Annotated in this window: 17 protein-coding genes and 1 pseudogene; 1 reads left to right on the top strand and 17 read right to left on the bottom strand. The window is 65.7% G+C overall.

The genetic code is table 11. The features are described 5' to 3' along the window. From U5A57_RS34200 to U5A57_RS34175, 6 genes and pseudogenes are all read right to left on the bottom strand, one after another. Positions 1-519: pseudogene (locus tag U5A57_RS34200) on the bottom strand (electron transfer flavoprotein subunit alpha/FixB family protein); the annotation flags it as partial. Positions 520-542: 23 nt separating this feature from the next. Next, positions 543-1,292, bottom strand: a complete 750-nt coding sequence (locus U5A57_RS34195; protein ID WP_321916083.1) for an electron transfer flavoprotein subunit beta/FixA family protein — start codon at positions 1,290-1,292, stop codon at positions 543-545. Between the two features lie 23 nt (positions 1,293-1,315). After that, a complete protein-coding gene (locus tag U5A57_RS34190) occupies positions 1,316-2,530 on the bottom strand; it encodes a CaiB/BaiF CoA-transferase family protein (protein WP_321916082.1) in 1,215 nt (404 codons plus the stop codon). A gap of 57 nt (positions 2,531-2,587) precedes the next feature. After that, positions 2,588-3,724, bottom strand: coding sequence for an acyl-CoA dehydrogenase family protein (locus U5A57_RS34185; RefSeq protein WP_321916081.1), 1,137 nt, complete (start codon positions 3,722-3,724; stop codon positions 2,588-2,590). A gap of 10 nt (positions 3,725-3,734) precedes the next feature. Continuing rightward, entirely contained in the window at positions 3,735-4,931 is a 1,197-nt protein-coding gene (locus tag U5A57_RS34180; RefSeq protein ID WP_321916080.1) for an acyl-CoA dehydrogenase family protein, read from the bottom strand. A gap of 14 nt (positions 4,932-4,945) precedes the next feature. Next, on the bottom strand, positions 4,946-7,069 hold the full coding sequence (locus tag U5A57_RS34175; RefSeq protein ID WP_321916079.1) for a 3-hydroxyacyl-CoA dehydrogenase NAD-binding domain-containing protein: 2,124 nt from the start codon (positions 7,067-7,069) through the stop codon (positions 4,946-4,948). 161 nt (positions 7,070-7,230) lie between these two features. On the opposite strand from U5A57_RS34175, the gene U5A57_RS34170 reads away from it, so the two are divergent. Beyond that, positions 7,231-8,139, top strand: coding sequence for a LysR family transcriptional regulator (locus U5A57_RS34170; protein ID WP_321916078.1), 909 nt, complete (start codon positions 7,231-7,233; stop codon positions 8,137-8,139). Between the two features lie 87 nt (positions 8,140-8,226). On the opposite strand, the gene U5A57_RS34165 is transcribed toward U5A57_RS34170, so the two are convergent. From U5A57_RS34165 to U5A57_RS34115, 11 genes are all read right to left on the bottom strand, one after another. Continuing rightward, complete coding sequence (locus U5A57_RS34165) at positions 8,227-8,610, bottom strand: Na+/H+ antiporter subunit G (protein WP_321916077.1); 384 nt, start codon at positions 8,608-8,610, stop codon at positions 8,227-8,229. Between the two features lie 12 nt (positions 8,611-8,622). Beyond that, positions 8,623-8,898 (bottom strand): K+/H+ antiporter subunit F, encoded by a 276-nt coding sequence (locus tag U5A57_RS34160; RefSeq protein WP_069261755.1) that lies wholly within the window; start codon positions 8,896-8,898, stop codon positions 8,623-8,625. Then, a complete protein-coding gene (locus tag U5A57_RS34155) occupies positions 8,892-9,386 on the bottom strand; it encodes a Na+/H+ antiporter subunit E (RefSeq protein ID WP_321916076.1) in 495 nt (164 codons plus the stop codon). The genes U5A57_RS34160 and U5A57_RS34155 overlap by 7 nt, the downstream gene beginning before the upstream one ends. Before the next feature lies 1 nt (position 9,387). Further along, positions 9,388-11,052: a monovalent cation/H+ antiporter subunit D gene (locus tag U5A57_RS34150; protein ID WP_321916075.1), complete on the bottom strand. Its 1,665-nt coding sequence runs from the start codon at positions 11,050-11,052 to the stop codon at positions 9,388-9,390. After that, positions 11,049-11,402, bottom strand: coding sequence for a Na+/H+ antiporter subunit C (locus U5A57_RS34145; RefSeq protein WP_321916074.1), 354 nt, complete (start codon positions 11,400-11,402; stop codon positions 11,049-11,051). The genes U5A57_RS34150 and U5A57_RS34145 overlap by 4 nt, the downstream gene beginning before the upstream one ends. Beyond that, positions 11,402-14,203, bottom strand: a complete 2,802-nt coding sequence (locus tag U5A57_RS34140) for a monovalent cation/H+ antiporter subunit A (RefSeq protein WP_321916073.1) — start codon at positions 14,201-14,203, stop codon at positions 11,402-11,404. The genes U5A57_RS34145 and U5A57_RS34140 overlap by 1 nt, the downstream gene beginning before the upstream one ends. 169 nt (positions 14,204-14,372) lie before the next feature. After that, complete coding sequence (locus U5A57_RS34135; protein ID WP_321916072.1) at positions 14,373-14,846, bottom strand: carboxypeptidase regulatory-like domain-containing protein; 474 nt, start codon at positions 14,844-14,846, stop codon at positions 14,373-14,375. Positions 14,847-15,033: 187 nt separating this feature from the next. Then, positions 15,034-16,743 carry a lactate permease LctP family transporter gene (locus tag U5A57_RS34130; protein WP_321916071.1) on the bottom strand — a complete coding sequence of 570 codons (1,710 nt, stop codon included), beginning with the start codon at positions 16,741-16,743 and terminating at the stop codon, positions 15,034-15,036. A gap of 92 nt (positions 16,744-16,835) precedes the next feature. Further along, entirely contained in the window at positions 16,836-18,302 is a 1,467-nt protein-coding gene (locus tag U5A57_RS34125) for a LutB/LldF family L-lactate oxidation iron-sulfur protein (protein ID WP_321916070.1), read from the bottom strand. Beyond that, positions 18,299-19,018, bottom strand: coding sequence for a LutC/YkgG family protein (locus tag U5A57_RS34120; RefSeq protein WP_321916090.1), 720 nt, complete (start codon positions 19,016-19,018; stop codon positions 18,299-18,301). Before U5A57_RS34120 ends, U5A57_RS34125 begins: the two co-directional genes overlap by 4 nt. An 11-nt stretch (positions 19,019-19,029) precedes the next feature. Continuing rightward, complete coding sequence (locus tag U5A57_RS34115) at positions 19,030-19,821, bottom strand: (Fe-S)-binding protein (RefSeq protein ID WP_321916069.1); 792 nt, start codon at positions 19,819-19,821, stop codon at positions 19,030-19,032. Positions 19,822-19,939 lie beyond the last annotated feature (118 nt).

The following is a 19,939-nucleotide window of genomic DNA, read 5'->3' as shown; positions in this document are numbered from 1 at the left end:
GCTGTCCGCTGCGGCCTCGAGCTTCTCAACGGCTGCGCTGCCACCTTCGGCCGCAACGGCGTCGAACGCCGTCGTGCGAACGGTGATGACCTTGATCGGATCGACCGATTGGACCGTTGCGATCGCGTTGCCCGCGTAGATCGGACGCTCGAACGTGTCCGGCGCATCCACGGCAGTGATGTCGCTGATCTGCGCGACGTCGAGCTTCGCGGCAATACGCGGCGTGACGTTCTTGCCCGCTGCCGTTGCCGGCGCGAGGATGTGCGAGTAGTTCTTCGCAATGGCGAGAACCGTCGCTTCGACGTTCTCGGCAAGACCCTGTTCGAGTTGCGGCGCGTCGGCGAGCAGCACCTTTGCAACGCCCGCGATCTTCGCGGCTGCGTCCGCTGCTGCTTGCGCGTTGTGGCCCGCGATCAGCACGTGCACGTCGCCACCAATCTTCTGTGCTGCTGCAACGGTGTTCAGCGTCGCGGCCTTGATCGAGTGATTGTCGTGTTCAGCGATTACCAGATTCACCAGATTCGTCATTTTCGTCTCGCTCCTTACAGCACCTTGGCTTCGGTCTTCAGCTTCTCGACCAGCGTCTTCACGTCCGGCACCTTCACGCCTGCGCTACGCTTGGGCGGCTCGGCAACCTTCAGCGTCTTCAGACGCGGCGTGACGTCAACGCCCAGGTCTTCAGGCTTGACCGTTTCGAGCGGCTTCTTCTTTGCCTTCATGATGTTCGGCAGCGTGACGTAGCGCGGCTCGTTCAGGCGCAGGTCCGTGGTGACCACTGCGGGCAGCGTGAGCGACAGCGTTTCCGCGCCACCGTCCACTTCGCGCGACACGGTAGCCTTACCGTCTGCAACCACGACCTTCGATGCAAACGTCGCTTGCGGCAGGTTCGCCAGCGCGGCGAGCATCTGGCCGGTCTGGTTCGAATCGTCGTCGATGGCCTGCTTGCCGAGGATGACCAGTTGCGGCTGTTCCTTGTCGACCAGCGCCTTCAGGAGCTTGGCGACAGCCAGCGGCTGCAGGTCTTCGTTCGACTCGATGAGGATCGCACGGTCCGCGCCGATGGCCAGTGCCGTGCGCAGCGTTTCCTGCGCTTGCGTCACGCCCGCCGAAACGGCGATGACTTCCGTCGCCACGCCCGCTTCCTTCAGACGCACCGCTTCTTCCACGGCGATTTCATCGAACGGGTTCATCGACATCTTCACGTTGGCGATATCGACGCCCGTGCCGTCCGACTTCACACGAACCTTCACGTTGTAATCGACTACGCGCTTAACAGGTACAAGTATCTTCACTTCATGCCTCCATCCACATGGAACTAGATAACGCCTTTATCCTTCAACCCGGCCACCTGCTGCGCCGAATAACCGAGCAGCGACTGCAGGACCTCCTGTGTGCCTTCGCCCAGTTGCGGCGGCGCGTGCCGCACGGGCAGGCGTTCGCCGTCGAAGCGCCACGGCGGCGCGAGCACGGGCGTCGTGCCGCTTTCGGTATGCGGATGCGGCTGCTGCGTGACGAGCCCGCCCTGCGTCGCGCGCGCCGAAAGCAGCGCCTCGCGCAAGCCGGCCACTTCGCCGCACGGAATGCCCGCACGCGCGAGGCGTTCGAGCAGGAGCTTGCGCCCACGGCTGCCCAGCTCGCGCGTGAGTTCCGGCACGAGCGTGTCGCGGTTCTGACCGCGCAGGATGTTGGTCTTGTAGCGCGCGTCGTCGGCGAGATCGGCGCGCTCGATCACTTCGCGGCAGAAGCGCTCGAACTGCGCGTTGTTGCCCACGGTGATGACGAGCGGACCATCGGCCGCATCGAACACGCCATACGGCACGATCGACGGATGTGCGTTGCCGTAGCGCGGCGGGTCTTCGCCGATCAGCAGCGCTTCGAGGCCGTAGTAGGCGGTAATCATGAGGCCGCAGTCGAACAGCGCCATTTCGATATGGCGTCCGCGTCCCGTGCGCTCGCGCTCGTACAGCGCGGCGAGCATCGCCTGCGCCGAATACATGCCCGTGAAAAGATCCACGGCCGCCACGCCGAATTTGAGCGGCGGCTGGTGGGCCTCGCCGTTCATCGCCATGAGGCCCGTTTCGCCCTGCACGACGAGGTCGTAGCCCGGGCGTTTGGCTTCCGGTCCCGTGCGGTCGTAGCCCGAAATCGAGCAATAGATGAGACGCGGGTTCTCAGCACTCAACTGCTCATAGCCAAGCCCGAGCTTTTCCATGCCGCCGAACTTGAAGTTCTGCACGACGATGTCGCTGGTTTTCGCCAGATCGCGCACGATCTGCTGGCCTTCGGGCGTTTGCAGATCGAGCGTGATCGAACGCTTGTTGCGATTCACGCTGTTGAAATACGCCGTCTCGGTCTTGCCGACTCGCACGCCCCAGTCGCGCGTGTCGTCGCCGCGGTCGGGATGCTCGATCTTGATGACTTCCGCGCCGAGGTCGCCGAGCACCATCGCGCTCCACGGCCCGGCCAGCACGCGCGAAAGATCGAGCACGCGCACGCCCGATAGCGGCAAGCTGCTTTTGTCCGTCTCCATCAACAGGCACTCCTGATTCGTTGTTGGGGCGGCGCTTCGCGCTCGCCCCTTCATGGCTTACGCCGCCTCGTGCCCCAATGCGATGTAGCGCGCGAGATGATGATCCTCGTCGCCGAGCTGATGATCGATCATCACGAGCCGCTTTGCATAGTGCGCGAGCGGCAATTCCCACGTCATGCCAATGCCGCCATGCAGCTGGATCGCTTCTTCGGCCACGCGCGCGCCAATGCGCCCGATCGTGTACTTCGCCGCCGAAAGCGCGCGCTCGCGCTGCGTGCGCGGTGCGTCGATTGCAGCCGCCGCGTTGATGACCGCAGAGCGCGCCTGCTCGATTTCGAGCAGCACGTCCGCCATGCGATGCTGCAACGCCTGGAAGCTGCCGAGGGGCATGCCGAACTGCTTGCGGGTGCGCAGGTATTCGAGCGTGAAGTCGCGTGCGATCTCCATCGCGCCCACCGCTTCCGACGCGAGTGCCACGATGCCGTAGCCGCGTGCGTGTTCGAGCGTCGCGAAGCCGCTGCCTTGCGCGCCGACGAGCGCGTCGGCGTTCACCTTCACGTTGTCGAGCGTTACTTCCGCTGCGCGGCCGCCGTCGATCTTCGCGTAGCTGCGCACGCTCACGCCCGCTGCATCGCGTGGCACGAGAAAGAGGGAGATGCCCGCTTCGTCGAATTCGCTGCCCGAGGTGCGGGCCGAAACGAGCAGCATGTTTGCGTGTTCCGCATGCTGCACGACGCCCTTCGCGCCTTGCAGCACCCAGCCATCGCCGCTTTTCTCGGCACGCGTCGTAACACGCGCGTCCTCGTAATGCGAACCCGGCTCGTCGTGCGCGAGCGCGGCGATTTGCGTACCGTCGATAAACGACGCAATGCGAGCGCGCTGCGCCTCGCTGCCCGCATGCGCGAGCGCACGGCCCACGATCAGCGTATCGAGGAACGGCTCGACCACGAGCGCGCGCCCGAGCGCTTCGAAGACCACCGCGATATCGAAGCCAGCGCCGCCAAAGCCGCCATCGGCCTCGTCGAACAGCGCGCCGATCACGCCGAGTTCGGCGAAGCGCTGCCACATGTCTGCGCTAAAGCCTTCCGTGGAGCGCGCGATTGTATCGCGCGTAGTGAAGCCGTATTGCTCCGTAGTGAAGCGGTTGAGCGTATCCGCAAGCATGCGGCGGTCTTCTGTGTGCTGGAAGTCCATGGCGTGCCTCTCAAAGACCGAGAATCATCTTGGAGATGATGTTCTTCTGAATTTCGTTGGAGCCGCCGAAAATCGACAGCTTGCGGTTGTTGAAGTATTGCGCTGCAGCGCTGGCGGCTTCGTCCGGGCCGATTGCCTCGCCCGCATAGCCTTCCTCGAGCGCTTCCTCGACGAACGGCGCCGCATACGGCCCCATCGCGCGGCGCAGCAGCGACGAAATCTCCTGGCGGATCTCGGTGCCGCGAATCTTGAGCATCGAGCTTTCCGCACCGGGCACGCCGCCGCCCGCAACGGCTGCGATCACGCGCAGGTTCGTCGTCTTCATGTTTTCCAGATCGATCTCGACTTTCGCAAGACGTGCGGCGAACTGCGGATCGTCGGCAAGCGGCCTGCCGTTGCGCGTGACTTTCTGCGCGGCGCGCTTCAGACGCGCGAGCGCCGCCACCGAAAAGCCCACGCCCGCGATGTTCGTGCGTTCGTACGTGAGCAGATATTTCGCGTAGGTCCAGCCCTTGTTTTCTTCGCCGACGAGATTTTCCACGGGCACGCGCACGTCGGTGAAGAACACTTCGTTCACCTCATGTTCACCGTCGAGCGTGACGATGGGGCGGACTTCGACGCCCGGCGTGTTCATGTCGATCAGCAGGAAACTGATGCCTTCCTGCTTGCGCACGTCGGTTGCGGTGCGCACGAGGCAGAAGATCATGTTCGCGTAGTGGCCGAGCGTGGTCCACGTCTTCTGCCCGTTCACCACGTAGTGGTCGCCGTGGCGAACCGCTGTGGTGCGCAGCGAGGCGAGGTCCGAGCCCGCGCCCGGTTCCGAGTAGCCCTGGCACCACCAGTCGGAGCCGTCGAGAATGCGCGGCAGCCAGTAGCGCTTTTGCGCCTCGCTCGCGTACTTGATGAGCACGGGACCGAGCATGTTCACGCCGAACGGCACGATGCGCGGCGCACCGGCAATCGCACATTCGTTCTCGAAGATGAACTTCTGCACGGCGCTCCATCCGGGGCCGCCGTATTCCTTCGGCCAGTGATTCGCGAGCCAGCCTTTTTCGTGCAGGATGGCGTGCCATTGCGCCATGTCGTCGCGGGTGAGGTGGCGGCCGTTGCTCACCTTGTTCGCGACGCGCTGCGGCAGGCGCTCCTTCAGGAACGCGAGCACTTCGCCGCGAAACGCCTCTTCTTCGGCGGTGAATTTGAGGTCCATGTGTGAAAGCTCCTTCAGACCGTTTGATTGAGGCTCGCGAAATTCTCACCGCGCTCCACGAGTTCGACGAGCAGCGGCGAAGGACGCCAGAACAGCGGATCTTCCTTTGCGTACGTGCGGATATCGGCGAGCACGTTGGCGAGGCCCACGGTATCGGCGTACTTCATCGGGCCGCCGCGATAGCGCGGGAAGCCGTAGCCGTAGAGCAGCGTGACGTCCACGTCGAGCGGGCGCAGCGCGATCTTCTCGAACACGACGTTCGCGCCTTCGTTCACCATCGCGGCCATGTAGCGGCGCATGATCTCTTCGTCGGTGAAGCTGCGCGGCTCGATGCCGGCGCGCTCGCGCTCAGTGCGGATGATGGATTCGACTTCGGGGTCGGGCGTGCCCGTGCGTGCGCCTTCGGGGTAGAGGTAGAAGCCGCGGCCCGTCTTCTGGCCGAACCAGCCGCGTTCGCAAATGCGGTCGGCGATCTGCACGTAGCGCGCCTTCGGGTCGCGCGTGGCGGCGCGGCGCTTGCGCGTGGCCCAGCCAATGTCGCCGCCCGCGAGATCGACGACCTGGTACGGGCCCATCGGGAAGCCGAAGTCGCGTACAGCCTTGTCGATCTGATACGGCGAGGCGCCGTCTTCCATCAGATGGTCCGCAGCCGTGCGGAATACCGCGAGAATGCGATTGCCGATGAAGCCGTCGCACACGCCGGCGCGCACCGGCACCTTGCGCAGCTTCTTCGCCAGCTCGAATGCGGTGGCGACCACGTCGGCGCTGACCTGCTTCGGCACCACGATTTCGAGCAGCTTCATGATGTTGGCGGGCGAGAAGAAGTGCAGGCCCACCACGTCCTGCGGGCGCTTGATGCTGGCCGCAATGGCGTCGATGTCGAGATACGACGTGTTGGTCGCGAGCACGGCGCCGGGTTTGCACACGCGGTCGAGTTCGGCGAACACGGCCTGCTTCACGGCCATGTCCTCGAACACGGCTTCGATCACGAGATCGGTGTTCGCGAGCGCATCGTACGAGGTGCTGCCGCTGAAGCGCGCGAGGATCTGTTCTTTCGCTTCGGGCTTCATGCGGCCCTTGGCGATGAGGCCGTCGTAGACCTTTTCCACATGTGCGCGGCCGCGAGCGAGCGAGGCGTCGTCGCGTTCGATCATCGTCACGGGCAGGCCCGCGTCGAGCACGGCCACGGCAATGCCCGCGCCCATCGTGCCGCCGCCGATCACGCCGACGGTTTCGATCGCGCGCGGTTTCGCGCTCTTCGTTTCAGGGGCTTTCTGCACTTCGCGCTCGGCGAAGAAGGCGTGCACGAGGCCCGCGCGCTGCGGGCTTTCGAGGCATTCGAGGAACTGCTTGCGCTCGAAGCGCAGGCCTTCGTCGAACGAAAGATCGAGCGCAGCCTGCACGCAATCGACGATCTTCAGCGGCGAGAAGAGACCACGCGACTTCTTCGCGGTGTCGGCGCGCGCGGCATCGATTGCGGCTTGCGCTTGCGCGCGGTCCGCGAGCGCCTGGGCGTCGCGCGTGCGGCGCACGTGCGCATGGCCAGCCAGCAGTTCCTGTGCGTAGGCGAGGCCTTCGGCGAGAATGTCGTCGCTCGCGCCTACGCGATCGACGAGGCCGAGCTTGTGCGCTTCCTGCGCGCTAGCGTGACGGCCGCTCAACATGAGCGAAAGCGCGGCTTCCGCGCCGATCAGGCGCGGCGTGCGCTGCGTGCCGCCTGCGCCGGGCAGCAGGCCGAGTTGCACTTCGGGCAGGCCGAGTTTCGCGCCGCCAACGGCCAGGCGGTAGTGCGCCGCGAGCGCCACTTCGAGGCCGCCGCCGAGCGCCGCGCCGTGAATGGCGGCGATCACCGGCTTGTGGCAGGCCTCGATGCGGTTGCACACGTCGGGCAGCGCGGGCGGCTGCGGCGGCTTGCCGAACTCGCGAATGTCCGCGCCGGCGATGAAATTGCGCCCCGCGCCGACGATCAGCACAGCCTGCACGGCGTCGTTCGCTTCGGCGTGCTCGATGGCGGCGGCGAGGCCGCGGCGCACGTCCACGCCCAGCGCGTTCACGGGCGGATTGTCCACGGTGACGAGCAGCACCTTGCCGCGCAGTTCGTGAGTAACGGGGGAGGCGTTCACGGGATCGGATGCCATGGGGGTGCTGTCTCCATAATGAGGGCCGGACTGGCGGGCCGTGCTGGTGGCCCGGGCGGCAATGTTTCATGTTCGCGTCGATTCTCAGCGCGTCAGGGGCAATTGACAATCCCATCGCTCGTTGACAGACTGTCAAAATATCTTTGACAGTGAATGTTGCCATGGACGTCAACGCGCTGACCCTGCTCGTCGAGATTCTCGACGCGGGCAATCTGAGCGAGGCGGCGCGCCGGCTCAAGATGAGCCGCGCGAACGTCAGCTACCACCTCAATCACCTCGAGAAGTCGATCGGCCTGCAGCTCGTGCGCCGGACCACGCGCCGTGTCGAGCCGACCGAAATCGGCCTGAAGCTTTACGAGCACGGCCGCTCGATCCAGAACGCACTGCTCGCTGCGCGCGAGTCGGTCTCCACCCTCGGGCAGAGCCTGCAGGGGCGCGTGCGGCTTTCGGTGCCGAGCGGCTACGGGCAGCTCGTCATGTCGGACTGGCTCATTCAGTTCAAGCGCATGTACCCCGGCATCGTGCTCGACGTGATGTTCGAAAATCGCGTGGAAGACCTGCTGCGCGACGAAGTGGATATCGCCGTGCGCGTGATGCACGAGCCGCCGCAGAACCTCGTGGCGCGCGACATGGGGCCGGTGAAGTACATCGCGTGCGCGTGCACGGAGTGGGCCGAAAGGCACGGTATGCCGCAAACGCTGGAAGACCTGGCGCGCGCACCCGTCATCACGGCAACCGTGGTGGGGCGGCAATTGCGGCTGGCAGGCTATTTGAACGAGGACCGGCACGAGGTGTTACTCGAGCCTTCGATCATTTCGGAAAACTTTCTATTTTTGCGGCAGTCGATTCTGGCGGGACTCGGCGTGGGCATCGTGCCCGACTATGTGATGCACGACGACATTCGCCAGGGCGCTGCTGTCACGTCGCTCGATGCCTGGCGCTTGAGCATTTTCGGCACGCACATGTACATGCTCTACATGCCGAACCGGCATCACACGCGGGCGGCGTCCACCTTCATCGATTATGTGCTGGGCGAGGCACGCAAGACGGGGCGCGGTGCGGACGCGTGAGAGGCGCATATTGCATTGAGCATGCCCCACGCGCCGCGTGCGACGTTCGATGGCGGCTTTTACCGGCGTAAAAGTCCACGCCTGTATTCAGGAATCCTGTGCGGCGTTGTTGTCCGGGCTCGCGTCTTGCGCTCGGTTGACGGTGGCGTCCGGCCGCCCGCGGGTGGCGGACGAAACGGCTACGCGTTGCTGAATGCCTGCCTTCGTGAGCATATGCGCGCTAATAGGCGCGGTAAGAAACAGGAACGCAGGTATCAGCACTTCATGCAGGCTCGCGAAATTGTTGTGCACGCTGAAGTAGACCACGGAAGCGAGCACGACGCCGCCCACGCCGAGCGTGGTCGATTTGGTCGGCCCGTGCAGGCGCATGTAGAAGTCAGGCAGGCGCGCGAGACCGATTGCGCCGATCAGCGTGAACGCGCTGCCGAGCAGGAGCACCACACAGACAATGGCTTCGATAACCGTTTGCATGACGAAGTCGCCCTAGTTCAATTCGATGATGTCGCCGCGCTGCAGGTACTTCGTGAACGCAACGGTCGCCACGAACCCCATCACCGCGATGAGCAGCGCGATTTCGAAGAAGACCGTCGAGCGCAGCATGATGCCGTAGACGACGATCAGCGCGATCGCGTTGATATTGAGCGTGTCGAGCGCGACGAGGCGGTCGGGCAGCGAAGGCCCGCGCACGAGGCGCACGAGCGTGAGCAGGAACGCGAGCCCGAGGATCGCGAACGACACCGGAATGACGATGGCTAGCATGCGAAGATCTCCATGAGCGGGGCTTCGTAACGGGACTTGATCAGGGCGACGAGCGCGGCCTCGTCTTCGAGATCGAGCACGTGGACGACGAGGCGCGTGCGGTCGTCGGAGAGTTCGGCGCACAGCGTGCCGGGGCTCAGCGAGACGATGCTGATGAGCGACGCCAGCGCGATTTCGTGGGTGCTGTCGAGCGGCACTTCGATGAAGGCGGGGCGCAGGCGTTTCATCGGGCCGAGCACGAGCAGCGCGACTTCGAGATTCGCCACGAGGATGTCGTAGAGCACGTGTCCGAGGAGCCGCACGAGCAGCCACGGTTTGCCGAAGCGCACGGGCGCGAGCCACAGCCCTTCGCCCACGGCGAAAGCGATCACAGTGCCGAGTACGAAGCCGAGCAGCAGGTTGCCAGGCGTTGCGTCGTTCATCAGCAATACCCAGCACACGAGCAGCACGATCGTGAGCCAGGGGTGCGGAAAGAGCCTCTTGAGCATGTCAGCTTCCTCCGCCCTGTGATGTTTGCGGCGCTTGCGCGGGCAGGATCGCGTGAACGTAGGCTTCGCGATCGAGCAACTGCGCGGCGGTGGCGTCGAGATACCGCTTGAGCGGTCCCGCGAACACCGTAGCGGCCACGACGCCCGCGAGCAACAGCGCGCACGCGGCGAGCTTGGAGCGGCTGCCGCGCGGCGCGGCGGCGGGCGCGCCGTCGTAGGCGCGGGCGGCGGGTATCGCCCACAGCAAACGCGTGCCCGTGCGGCTCAAAGCGACGATCGATAGCAGTCCGGCGATCAGCACGGCGGGCCAGAGCACGACAGCCTGCGAAAGCGGCGTGGCGGCGAGCACCATGGCCTTGCCGAGAAAGCCCGAGAGCGGCGGTAGTCCAACCGCGCCCACGGCTGCCGCGAGATAGAGCACGCCAGCGAGGTTCGAAGGCCAGGGCGCGGGACGCCTTTCAGGGGGCGCGGCCGTGGAAGGCGTTGCAACCGGCTCGCCGTCCGCTTCGGGCGTGATGGCGGGCGCGGTGGCGTCGTCGAGCGATTCGAGCGAGGCGGGCTCGCGCGTTTCGGCTGCAGCGGGCGCGGTCGGGGATTCGGTTGTTTCGGACTCCAGTGTATCGGCGAGCATGAACAGGGCGCCCGTACACAGCGTCGTGCTGATGAGGTAGTAAAGCAGCGCGCTCCACGCGAGCACGGTTTGCAGCGTGACGGCGGCAATCAGCAGACCGACCGAGACCAGCACGAGAAAGCCTGTCGTGGTCTTGAGGCTCGATACCGCAAGCGCGCCGAGCGCGCCATAGATAATCGTCGCAATGGCGAGCCACCACGCCCATTGATGCAGGAACGCGTCGAGCACGCCGCCCGCCGCGCCGAACACGAGCGCGTCGCAGCGAAGCATCGCGTAGATGCCCACCTTGGTCATGATCGCGAACAGCGCGGCCACCGGACCGATCGCGCTGCGATATGCCTGTGGCAACCAGAACGACATTGGGAACACGGCGGCCTTGAGGCCGAATACGAGCATGAGCGTTGCGCCCGCGAACTGCGCGAGCGGCAGCGACGCGGCGTCCAGATGCGCGAGCCGCTCGCCCATGTCGGCCATGTTGAGGGTGCCCGTGAGGCCATAGAGCACGCCCAGCGCAATCAGGAAGAACGACGAGCCCACGAGGTTCAGCAGCATGTAGTGCAGGCCGTTGCGCACGCGGCGGCGCCCGCCGCCGTGCAGCAGCAGCGCGTACGAGGCGATCAGCAGCAGTTCGAAGAACACGAACAGGTTGAAGAGATCGCCGGCGAGAAACGCGCCGTTCAGGCCCATCAGCTCGAACTGCACGAGCGCGCGATAGTAGCGCCCGCGCCGGGCGTCGGCGCTCGTGGTGCCGAGCAGGCAGCAGCACGCGAGCAGCGCGGTCAGCACGAGCATGAGCGCGCCGAGCCGGTCGATCTGCAGCACGATGCCGAACGGCGCGGGCCACGCACCGAGCGCATAGCTCGCAATCTGCCCCTGCGCCGCGAATTCGGCGAGCGCCACCGCGATTGGCAGCAGCGCGAGTGTAGCGATCACGTTGATCGCGCGCTGCAGGCGTTTCGCGCGCAGCGGCAGCGCGACGATCGCACCGGCCGCAAAAAGCGGAATGAGGATAGGGAGAATGAGAGCGTGGTTCATTCGCTGCGCATCTCCAGGCCCTTGCGGTGCGCCTTGTCGCCGTCGACATGGTCGGTGCCGTCTATCGCGAGCGCGCGCAGCGCGAGCACGACCGTGAAGGCCGTCATGGCGAAGCCGATCACAATGGCGGTGAGCACGAGCGCCTGCGGCACGGGGTCCGCATACTGGGCGCCCGGTACGATCACGGGCGGCCTGCCGGCGGAGAGCCGCCCCATGCCGAGCAGGAACAGGTTGATCGCGTACGAGAACAGCGTGATGCCGAGGATCACCGGCAGCACGCGCGCGCACAGCAGCAGGTAGATGCCGCTCGCGCAGAGTACGCCGAGCGTAATGGCGAAGGCGGCTTCCATCAGCTTTTCTCCACGGATTGCATGTCCTTGTCGCGTACGCCCAGGTGCGAGACGATCGTGAGCGTCGTGCCGACCACTGCGCCAAGCACGCCGAGGTCGAACAGCATGGCTGTGCTCAATTCGACTTCTCCGATCAGCGGCACATGCAAATGGCCGAACGCGCTGGTGAGGAAGGGCTGGCCGAACACGATCGCGCCCACGCCCGTTGTGGCCGCAACGAGAATGCCGAAGCCCGCGAGCGCACGATAGTTGATGCGGATGCGCGACTCGGTCCACAGCACGCCGCTCGCCACGTACTGCAGCAGAAGCGCAATGGAGATCACGAGCGAGGCGATGAAGCCACCGCCCGGCAAGTTGTGTCCGCGCAAAAAGATGAATACGGCGACGAGGATGGTGAGCGGCAACATGAGGCGCGCAAGAATGGCCAGCAGCAACGGATGCGATTGCGACGACCACGGCAGGCCGCCCGGCCCCGTGTCGGGCGACTTCAGGCGCAGGCCGCGCAGCAGTGCCTTCACGGCGAGCCCCGCGACCACGAGCACGCTGATCTCGACCATCGTGTCGAAGCCCCGGAAGTCCACGAGGATGACGTTCACGACGTTGTGGCCGCCGCTGCCCGGTAGCGCATTCGCGAGAAAGTACTGGCCGATGCCGTCGATCGGTGCGCGCGTCATCACCGCGTATGCCACGCCAGCGATTAGCGCACCGCCCGCGAGTGCGAGCACCGCATTGCGCGCCCGCGTGAACGGAGGCTGTTCCGCGCGCTGCACGACCGGCAGAAAGTAGATGGCGAGCACGAGCAGCAGCACCGTGACCACTTCCACGGAGATTTGCGTGAGCGCGAGGTCCGGCGCGGAAAAACGCACGAACGCGAGCGTGACGAGCAAGCCGCACGTGCTCAGCATCACGAGTGCATAGAGCGTATTGGCGCGTACGAGCACGACACCCACCGCCATCAGCGCCATCAGCACGAGGCCGACGAGCGTCATCGCGTCGAGTGGCGCCGAGCGGTACGCGCCGTCGAGCGCCGGCAGGGCGAGCAGCGCCGCGCCGGGCACGATCAGCATTGCCGCAACCATCCACGCGAGATACGACGGCAGCGAACGCGTTTCAAAGAGATTCACCACGTAACCCGCGGCCTTTTCGAGCTGCTGCACGAAACGGTCGAAGCCTTCGCTCGCGTTCATTTCGGAGAGCACCGAACGATGGTGGCGGAACGCGTCGCGGCGATAGAAGAACAGCAGGGCGCCGCCCACGAACGACACGCAGCTCATCAGCAGCGGCAGATTGATGCCGTGCCACAAGCTCAGGCTGTAAGTGGGCACGACGCCGCCCAGTGCGAACCAAGCCGCCGATTCGAGCATCTTGCCAATGGTCTGCTCCGGCACGAGCCCCACGAGCAGACAGATCACGACGAGAATCTCGACAGGCAGCTTCATGAAGCGCGGCGGCTCGTGCGGCGGGTAGTGCGGCAGGTCGTGCGGCGTTTCGCCGTCGAAGAACACGCCCCACACGAAGCGCAGCGAGTACGCCACCGAGAGCCCCGCCGCAATGACGGCGAGCGCGGGAATGATCCAGTTGAAGTCGCCGAGCAGTCCTTGCGCGAGCGTTTCGCCAAAGAACATTTCCTTCGAGAGGAAGCCGTTGAGGAGCGGCACGCCCGCCATGGCGAGCGACGCCACGGCGGCTAGCGCGGCGGTATGCGGCATGAAGCGGCGCAGGCCGCGCAGACGGCCGAGATCGCGCGTGCCCGTTTCATGGTCGATGATGCCCGCGGCCATGAAGAGCGAGGCCTTGAAGACCGCGTGGTTGAAGGTGTGAAAGAGCGCGGCGACGGTGGAGAGCTGCGTGTCGAGGCCGAACAGCAGCACGATGAGTCCGAGATGGCTGATGGTGGAATACGCGAGCAGCCCCTTGAGATCGCGCTGCACGAGCGCCATGGCCGCGCCGCCCGTGAGCGTGACGAGGCCGATCAGGCTCGTCACGTAGAAGAACCAGCCAGTGCCTTCGAGCACGGGGTAAAAGCGCGCGATAAGGAAGATGCCGGCCTTCACCATCGTCGCCGAATGCAGGTACGCCGAAACCGGCGTGGGCGCCGACATGGCATGCGGCAGCCAGAAGTGAAACGGGAACTGCGCCGACTTCGTGCAGGCCGCGAAAAGAATGAGCAGGAGAATGGCGGGATACAGCGGATCGCGCTGCACGAAGCCCGCATGCGCGAGCACGACGTCGAGGTCATAGCTGCCGCAAACGTGGCCGAGCAGCAGTACGGCGGCCAGTAGCGCGAGGCCGCCCGCGCCCGTGATGGTGAGCGCCATGCGCGCCCCGCGCCGCGCTTCGGGGCGTGAAGGCCAGAAGCCGATCAGCAGGAACGACACGATGCTCGTGAGTTCCCAGAAGATCACGAGCAGCAGCAGGTTGTCCGATAGCACGACGCCGAGCATCGCGCCCATGAAAAGCAGCAGCAGCGCGTAAAGGCGCGGCAGCGACTCGCTGCCGGCGAGGTAGTAGCGCGCGTAGACGAAAACGAGCAGGCCGATCGCGAGCACCAGCAGCGCGAACATGAACGAGAGGCCGTCCAGACGCAGCGCGAACGAAAGGCCGATCTGCGGGATCCAGTCGGCTTGCCAGTGCAGCACGCCATGGGTGGCCATGCCTACGCGTTCGCTGCCCAGCACCCCGAGACCGAAGAGCGCGGCCGCGAATGCAATCCAGGTGCCGGAGGCGGGCGCGTGACGCCCCGCGAACGCGACGAGCGCCGCGGCGACGAACGGTAAGACGACGAGCCACCCCATTGCCATTCGACACTCCCCCGTGAATCCGGCTGGGCGCCGGGCCGGCGCGCCGCAGTTCACGATCATAGCCGCAAACGGGGACGGAGTTCATTCATGTGGCATGAATGCACCCGCAGGGTGTCATGCGAAAGACATGTGCGTTAGCGCCTCTGACTGGAGGGCTCGTCAATGATCTTCACATCGGCCAGACGAAGGTCTCGTGAGCGCGTGTCGCCTTGCCGATGTCCACCGTACGCCGCTCCGTGTTGCCGCCATGGCTCGCGGTGATCACATAGCGGCCGTCCGGAATCGAAACGAGCATGAACGGGCCGCGCGTGCGCGTGGAAAGGAGCGGTGTGCCGTGCATGTCGGCGATCTTTACGGGGACGTCCGCGAGATATTCATTGCCGTCGGCGGATTGCCGCGCGAATTCGAGCGAGAGCGGATAGCGATGCATCGCGGCTTTGAACGCCGCCGACTGGTCGCTGCCGACGCCGCCGGACAGATACGCAATCTCGCCGCTGTGCTGGGCGGGCGGCAGCATGCCCGCCGTTGCAGTCGTGATGTCCGCATTGTCTGTTGCCGGGGTTGCCGCCCACGCACCCGGCGCGCCGAACACCACAGCGAGCGCGAGCGCCGCGCCGATCCACGGAGTTGAGCGTGCTTTCATTTTCCACCTCCATCGATTCGTTGACCGGATGCCGGCACGCGTGTCGCGTGTGCCGGACGGATCGAGGGTAGGCAGGGCGGCTTAAAAGTCGCTTAAAGCCAGCGCTTTTCACGCCGGATGCAAAGAAGGCCGTTGCCCGCGCGCGGCGGAAAACGGCCTTCGTGATTTCATGACGGCGCTTACATCGTCATTGCGGAATCATGCCCGTCAGCACATAAGCCTGAATCAGCGTCACCACGCCCACCACAGCCGCGAAGAACAGGCTGTGACGCACGGTGAAGCGAAACAGCGACGACTCCTTGCCCACAAGACCCGTTGCCGCGCAAGCCACCGCGATCGACTGCGGCGAGATCATCTTGCCGCTTACGCCGCCCGAGGTGTTGGCCGCGACGAGCAGCGTGTCCGACACGTTGATCTGATGCGCCGTGGTGTGCTGCAGCGAGCAGAACAGCGCGTTCGACGAGGTATCGGAGCCCGTGAGAAACACGCCGAGCCAGCCGAGGAACGGCGAGAAGAACGGGAACGCGGCGCCGGTGCCCGCAAGCGCGAGGGCGAGCGTGGACGACATACCCGAGTAGTTCGCGACGAACGCGAAGGCGAGCACGAGGCCGATGGAAAGCACGGGGCGGCGCAGTTCGCCGAGCGTTTCGAAGAAAGCGGCCACGGCGGCGCGCGGCTTCATGCGCAGCAGGATCACGGAGAGGATCGCCGTGATCATGATCGCGGTGCCCACGGCAGAGAGCCAGTCGAGCTTGAATACGGCTTCATAGGGCTTGGGCGTAGCGACGATCGGCGCCGTGCGCACGACGAGTTGATCGAGACCCGGCACGTGCAGGCTCAGAATCGTGCCCGCGAGCGGACCCTTCGCTGCGAAGAGCGCCTTGAACGGCTTGACGCTCCACACGGTCACGATGGCCGTGAGCAGAATGAACGGCGACCACGCGCGCACGGTTTGCGCGATGCTGTACGGCGAAGCCTGGCGGCCCGAAGCGGCCGCGCGCGAACCGCCTGCGCCGCCGCCAAAACCGCCCAGCGCAGCCGCACCGCCGCTCACCTTCACGCTCGTGCCTTGTGCAGCCCGGCGCGGCTGCCACACGTTGAGAAACGCGGCGAGCGCAACGAGGCTCACGAGCGCCGAGGTGATGTCCGGCAGCTCAGGCCCGATGTGGTTCGACGTGAAGTACTGCGTCACAGCGAAGCTGCCGCCGGCCACGAGCGCGGCGGGCCACGTTTCCTTCACGCCGCGCTTGCCGTCCATGATGAAGACGAGCCAGAACGGCACGAAGAGCGAAAGCAACGGCAGCTGGCGGCCAGCCATTGCGCCGATCAGGAACGGATCGATGCCCGTGACCTGGCCCGCGACGATGATGGGAATGCCCATCGCGCCGAACGCGACCGGCGCGGTATTGGCGATGAGGCACAGACCGGCGGCGTAGAGCGGCTCGAAACCGAGGCCGACGAGCAGCGCCGAGGTGATCGCCACCGGCGCGCCGAAACCCGCCGCGCCTTCCAGGAACGCGCCGAACGAGAAGCCGATCAGCAGCAGTTGCAGGCGCTGGTCGTCGGTGATCGAGAGCACCGAGGCGCGGATGATTTCGAATTGCCCCGTCTTCACGACGATCTTGTAGAGGAACACCGCGGTGACGATGATCCACGCGATCGGCCAGATGCCGTAGGCGAAGCCAAAGCCCGCGGAAATGAGCGCCTGGCGCACGGGCATGCCGTACTCGAAGATTGCCACGGCGAGCGCGAGCAGCAGGGTGATCGCGGCGGCGACATGGCCCTTCATGCGCAGGCCCGCGAGCGCGACGAAGAAAAACAGAATGGGAATGGCGGCGACGAACGCGGATAGCCACAAACTGCCAAGCGGTGTGTAGATCTGATACCAGGGTTGCACTACGGTCTCCTCCGACGATACGGGTAAAAAACATATGTCAGTTCGTCAGGCGCGCATTTACGATTTATTTCGCATGCCTGACGACATGAACGCTATTGCGGCTGATCGCGTTCGCGCAGCAGGTCGTGCAGGCTGCGTGGCGCGGGCTTGAGCGGCGTGCGATGCTGCGTCCAGCCCATCTGCTGTGTGGGGGCGAGGCCCCGCAGGCGCGTCACGGCCCAGCGCAGCGCGCGGTATGCGCGCGGATGCGCGAATGCGCCGCTCCAGAAGCGCCAGATGAATTGCTCGCTTCTGCTGTGATTCGCGCCCTGGCCGCGCAGAGGATGCGCGACGCTTTCCTCGGGGTCGCGGTTCGCTTCGGTGCGCAGGCGCACGAGCAGTTGCGGAATCGGAATGCGCACCGGGCAGACTTCGCCGCACGCGCCGCACAGGCTCGAAGCCGTGGGCAACTCGGCGGTCGCGTCGAGCCCGAGCAGATGCGGCGAAATGATCTTGCCGATCGGCCCCGGGTACGTCGTGCCATACGCATGCCCGCCAATGCGCGTGTACACCGGGCAGTGATTCATGCACGCGCCGCAACGAATGCATTGCAACGTGGCGCGCAATTGCTCGTCGGCGTAAGCCTGGCTGCGGCCATTGTCGAGCAGCACGAGATGCACTTCGCGCGGCCCGTCTTTCTCGCCTTCGCGGCGCGGGCTGCTGATCAGGTTGAAATACGTCGTGATTGGCTGGCCCGTGGCCGAGCGCGTAAGCAGGCTCGAAAGCGGCACGATGTGCTCGAGCTTCGCCACCACCTTCTCCATGCCCATGATCGCGATATGCACGTCGGGCACCGTGGTGGAAAGGCGGCCGTTGCCTTCGTTTTCCACGAGCCAGAGCGTGCCCGTGTCGGCGGCGGCGAAGTTCACGCCGGAGAGGCCGATCTGCGCATCCACGAAGGCACGGCGCAGCGCGCGGCGGCCCGTTTGAATGAGTGTGTCCACGTCTTCCGTAAAGGGCGTATCGGGAATGTGTTCTTCGAACAGGTGCCCGATATCGCCCTTCGTTTTGTGGATCGCGGGCATGACGATGTGCGAGGGCTTTTCGCCCGCGAGCTGCACGATGTACTCGCCCATGTCCGATTCGATGCAGTCGACTCCGCGCGCTGCGAGGTAATGGTTGAGCTCGATTTCCTCGCTCGCCATCGACTTGCCCTTGATCACGCGCGTGGCTGCGTGCCGCTGCGCGATGCCGTGGACGATGCGGTTGGCTTCGTCGGCGGTCTCGGCCCAATGCACCTGAATGCCGTTCGCGCGCAGTGTCGTTTCCAGTTGCTCGAGCAATTCCGGCAGGCGCGCAAGCGCGTGCTGGCGCACGGCTTCGCCGAGGTCGCGCAGGGCTTCGAGTTCGTCCGCTTCAGGAAACTGTGCGGCGCGCTTGCCTTGCAGGAAGTCCATCGCACCGCGAAAGCTCTTGCGCAACTGCGGGTCGTCGAGCGCCGTGCGTGCACGCTGGCGGAATTGCGCGGTCGGGACGAAATGCAGCGTGTTTTCCTGGGGCGTTTGCGTGTTCGTGCTCATTGGGCGGCTCCGTGCTGCGCACACGTTGCGTGATCCTCATCCGTTACGACGACGACCCACAGCGCGCGCGGGCCGTGCGCGCCATAAGCGGTGGTCTGCTGAATGTCCGAGGTCTTCGAAGGCCCCGAAATCATCACGAGATTGGTGGGCATGCCGCCGCTCCAGCGTTCGGCCGCCACAGCGGCGTGCAGGTCCGCATGCAGCGTGCGCGTGTGGATCAGCGCGACGTGCAAAGGCGGCACGAGCGAGACCGTGCGCGGCGCGTTCGCGTCGGGCACGACTACGAGCGTGCCCGTCGCCGCGAGGCCTGAGCGCGCGACCGTGAAGCCCGCGTCGATGGTGTCGAAGAGTTCGCTCTTCCATTGCTCGATCGGCTGCGCATAGCTGCGCGCCTGCACGGCAGGCGGGAGCGCTGCCGTGAGCGCTTGCCCTTCGGCGCATGTGGTGTCGAGCAGCAGGCTGCGCACGCCGGCAGCTGCCAGGCGCCCGGCGAGATCGGTGGCCCAGGTGGCGGCGCTCGCGCAGATCACCTCGGCGTGCGCGGCCTCGAGCATGCGCTGGAACTGCGCGACGCGTTCGTTCAGCGCAAGCGGCGCGTGTGCGCGGCGCTCCGCGAAATGCGCGTCGATGCGTGCACCGAGCGCTTCGACCGACGTGGCGGGCGCGGCGGGTGCATGGGCGCGCAGGCGTTGCAGCATGCGCGCACGCGCGCTCATCGAATCGACGCTCATGCGGCCTCCCCGCCGGTGCGGCGCCAGAGGAAGGAGGCCAGGTGCTCCACGGCGAGCGGCGCGCCCTTGTGCGCCGCCGCGTGGCCGATGTTGAGCAGGCAGCCGCAGTCGGCGGAAACGAGGCGCTCGCAGCCCGTGGCGCAGGCCGAGGCGATCTTGTCGGCGACCATCGCGCCGGAAATGTCGGGGTGCTTGAGCGAGAACGTGCCGCCAAAGCCGCAGCATTCCGATTCGCGCTCGTGGTCGATGCGCGTGACGCACGGCAGCGCATCGATGACTTCAACGCCGTGCACGCGCGTGCCCATCTCGCGCCGCGCGCCGCATGAGGTATGCAGCACGACGCGCTCTTCGGACTGCTGGACGGAGCCCTTCGCGCCATACGCGTTGAAATCGACGTTCAGCACGCGCGCGAGGAATTCCGTGAGTTCGTACACACGCTCCGAGAGTTCGTGAGCGCGCGCGGCGTTCGCGGCGTCGTCGTCGAACAGCGCGGGCCAGTGGTGGCGCATCATGCCCGCGCATGAGCCCGAAGGCACGATCACGGGCCACGGCTTTTCGAAGAGACCCAGCTGCGCGAGCGCGACCTCGCGCGCCTGGCGCGGGTTGCCGCTGCTGTACGCGGGCTGGCCGCAGCAACTCTGGCTGCGCGGGAAATGGACCGTGAGGCCCTCGCGTTCGAGCAGCTTGACCGCGTCGAGACCGGCTTGCGGCACGAACAGGTCGACGAGGCAGGTGGCGAACAGATAGACGTCGGTGGGGCGCTCGGTGGGGTATTGCCGTGGCTTCATGTCTCGCTCGGTGTCTTTGCGCGCTTTCGCGATCTGCCCTCGCGGGCCAGGGGGGCCGTGAAGGTTGAAGACAAGCGCGGGTTTGGGCGCATAATTCCCGCTTCTGGCGAGTGGTTCA

It is taken from the genome of Paraburkholderia sp. J11-2 (genome assembly GCF_905220185.1).
Taxonomy (GTDB): Bacteria; Pseudomonadota; Gammaproteobacteria; order Burkholderiales; family Burkholderiaceae; genus Paraburkholderia.
This window is presented reverse-complemented; position numbering and strand designations above follow the sequence as displayed.

Bases quoted from the DNA above. Each gene is read 5' to 3' on its own strand.
- U5A57_RS34190 (WP_321916082.1), bottom strand. From the start codon at position 2,530: ATGGAGACGGACAAAAGCAGCTTGCCGCTATCGGGCGTGCGCGTGCTC.
- U5A57_RS34165 (WP_321916077.1), bottom strand. From the start codon at position 8,610: ATGCAAACGGTTATCGAAGCCATTGTCTGTGTGGTGCTCCTGCTCGGC.
- U5A57_RS34135 (WP_321916072.1), bottom strand. From the start codon at position 14,846: ATGAAAGCACGCTCAACTCCGTGGATCGGCGCGGCGCTCGCGCTCGCT.
- U5A57_RS34155 (WP_321916076.1), bottom strand. From the start codon at position 9,386: ATGCTCAAGAGGCTCTTTCCGCACCCCTGGCTCACGATCGTGCTGCTC.
- U5A57_RS34175 (WP_321916079.1), bottom strand. From the start codon at position 7,069: ATGGCATCCGATCCCGTGAACGCCTCCCCCGTTACTCACGAACTGCGC.
- U5A57_RS34160 (WP_069261755.1), bottom strand. From the start codon at position 8,898: ATGCTAGCCATCGTCATTCCGGTGTCGTTCGCGATCCTCGGGCTCGCG.
- U5A57_RS34145 (WP_321916074.1), bottom strand. From the start codon at position 11,402: ATGGAAGCCGCCTTCGCCATTACGCTCGGCGTACTCTGCGCGAGCGGC.
- U5A57_RS34170 (WP_321916078.1), top strand. From the start codon at position 7,231: ATGGACGTCAACGCGCTGACCCTGCTCGTCGAGATTCTCGACGCGGGC.
- U5A57_RS34120 (WP_321916090.1), bottom strand. From the start codon at position 19,018: ATGAGCGCGCGTGCGCGCATGCTGCAACGCCTGCGCGCCCATGCACCC.
- U5A57_RS34140 (WP_321916073.1), bottom strand. From the start codon at position 14,203: ATGGCAATGGGGTGGCTCGTCGTCTTACCGTTCGTCGCCGCGGCGCTC.
- U5A57_RS34125 (WP_321916070.1), bottom strand. From the start codon at position 18,302: ATGAGCACGAACACGCAAACGCCCCAGGAAAACACGCTGCATTTCGTC.
- U5A57_RS34150 (WP_321916075.1), bottom strand. From the start codon at position 11,052: ATGAACCACGCTCTCATTCTCCCTATCCTCATTCCGCTTTTTGCGGCC.
- U5A57_RS34180 (WP_321916080.1), bottom strand. From the start codon at position 4,931: ATGGACCTCAAATTCACCGCCGAAGAAGAGGCGTTTCGCGGCGAAGTG.
- U5A57_RS34185 (WP_321916081.1), bottom strand. From the start codon at position 3,724: ATGGACTTCCAGCACACAGAAGACCGCCGCATGCTTGCGGATACGCTC.
- U5A57_RS34115 (WP_321916069.1), bottom strand. From the start codon at position 19,821: ATGAAGCCACGGCAATACCCCACCGAGCGCCCCACCGACGTCTATCTG.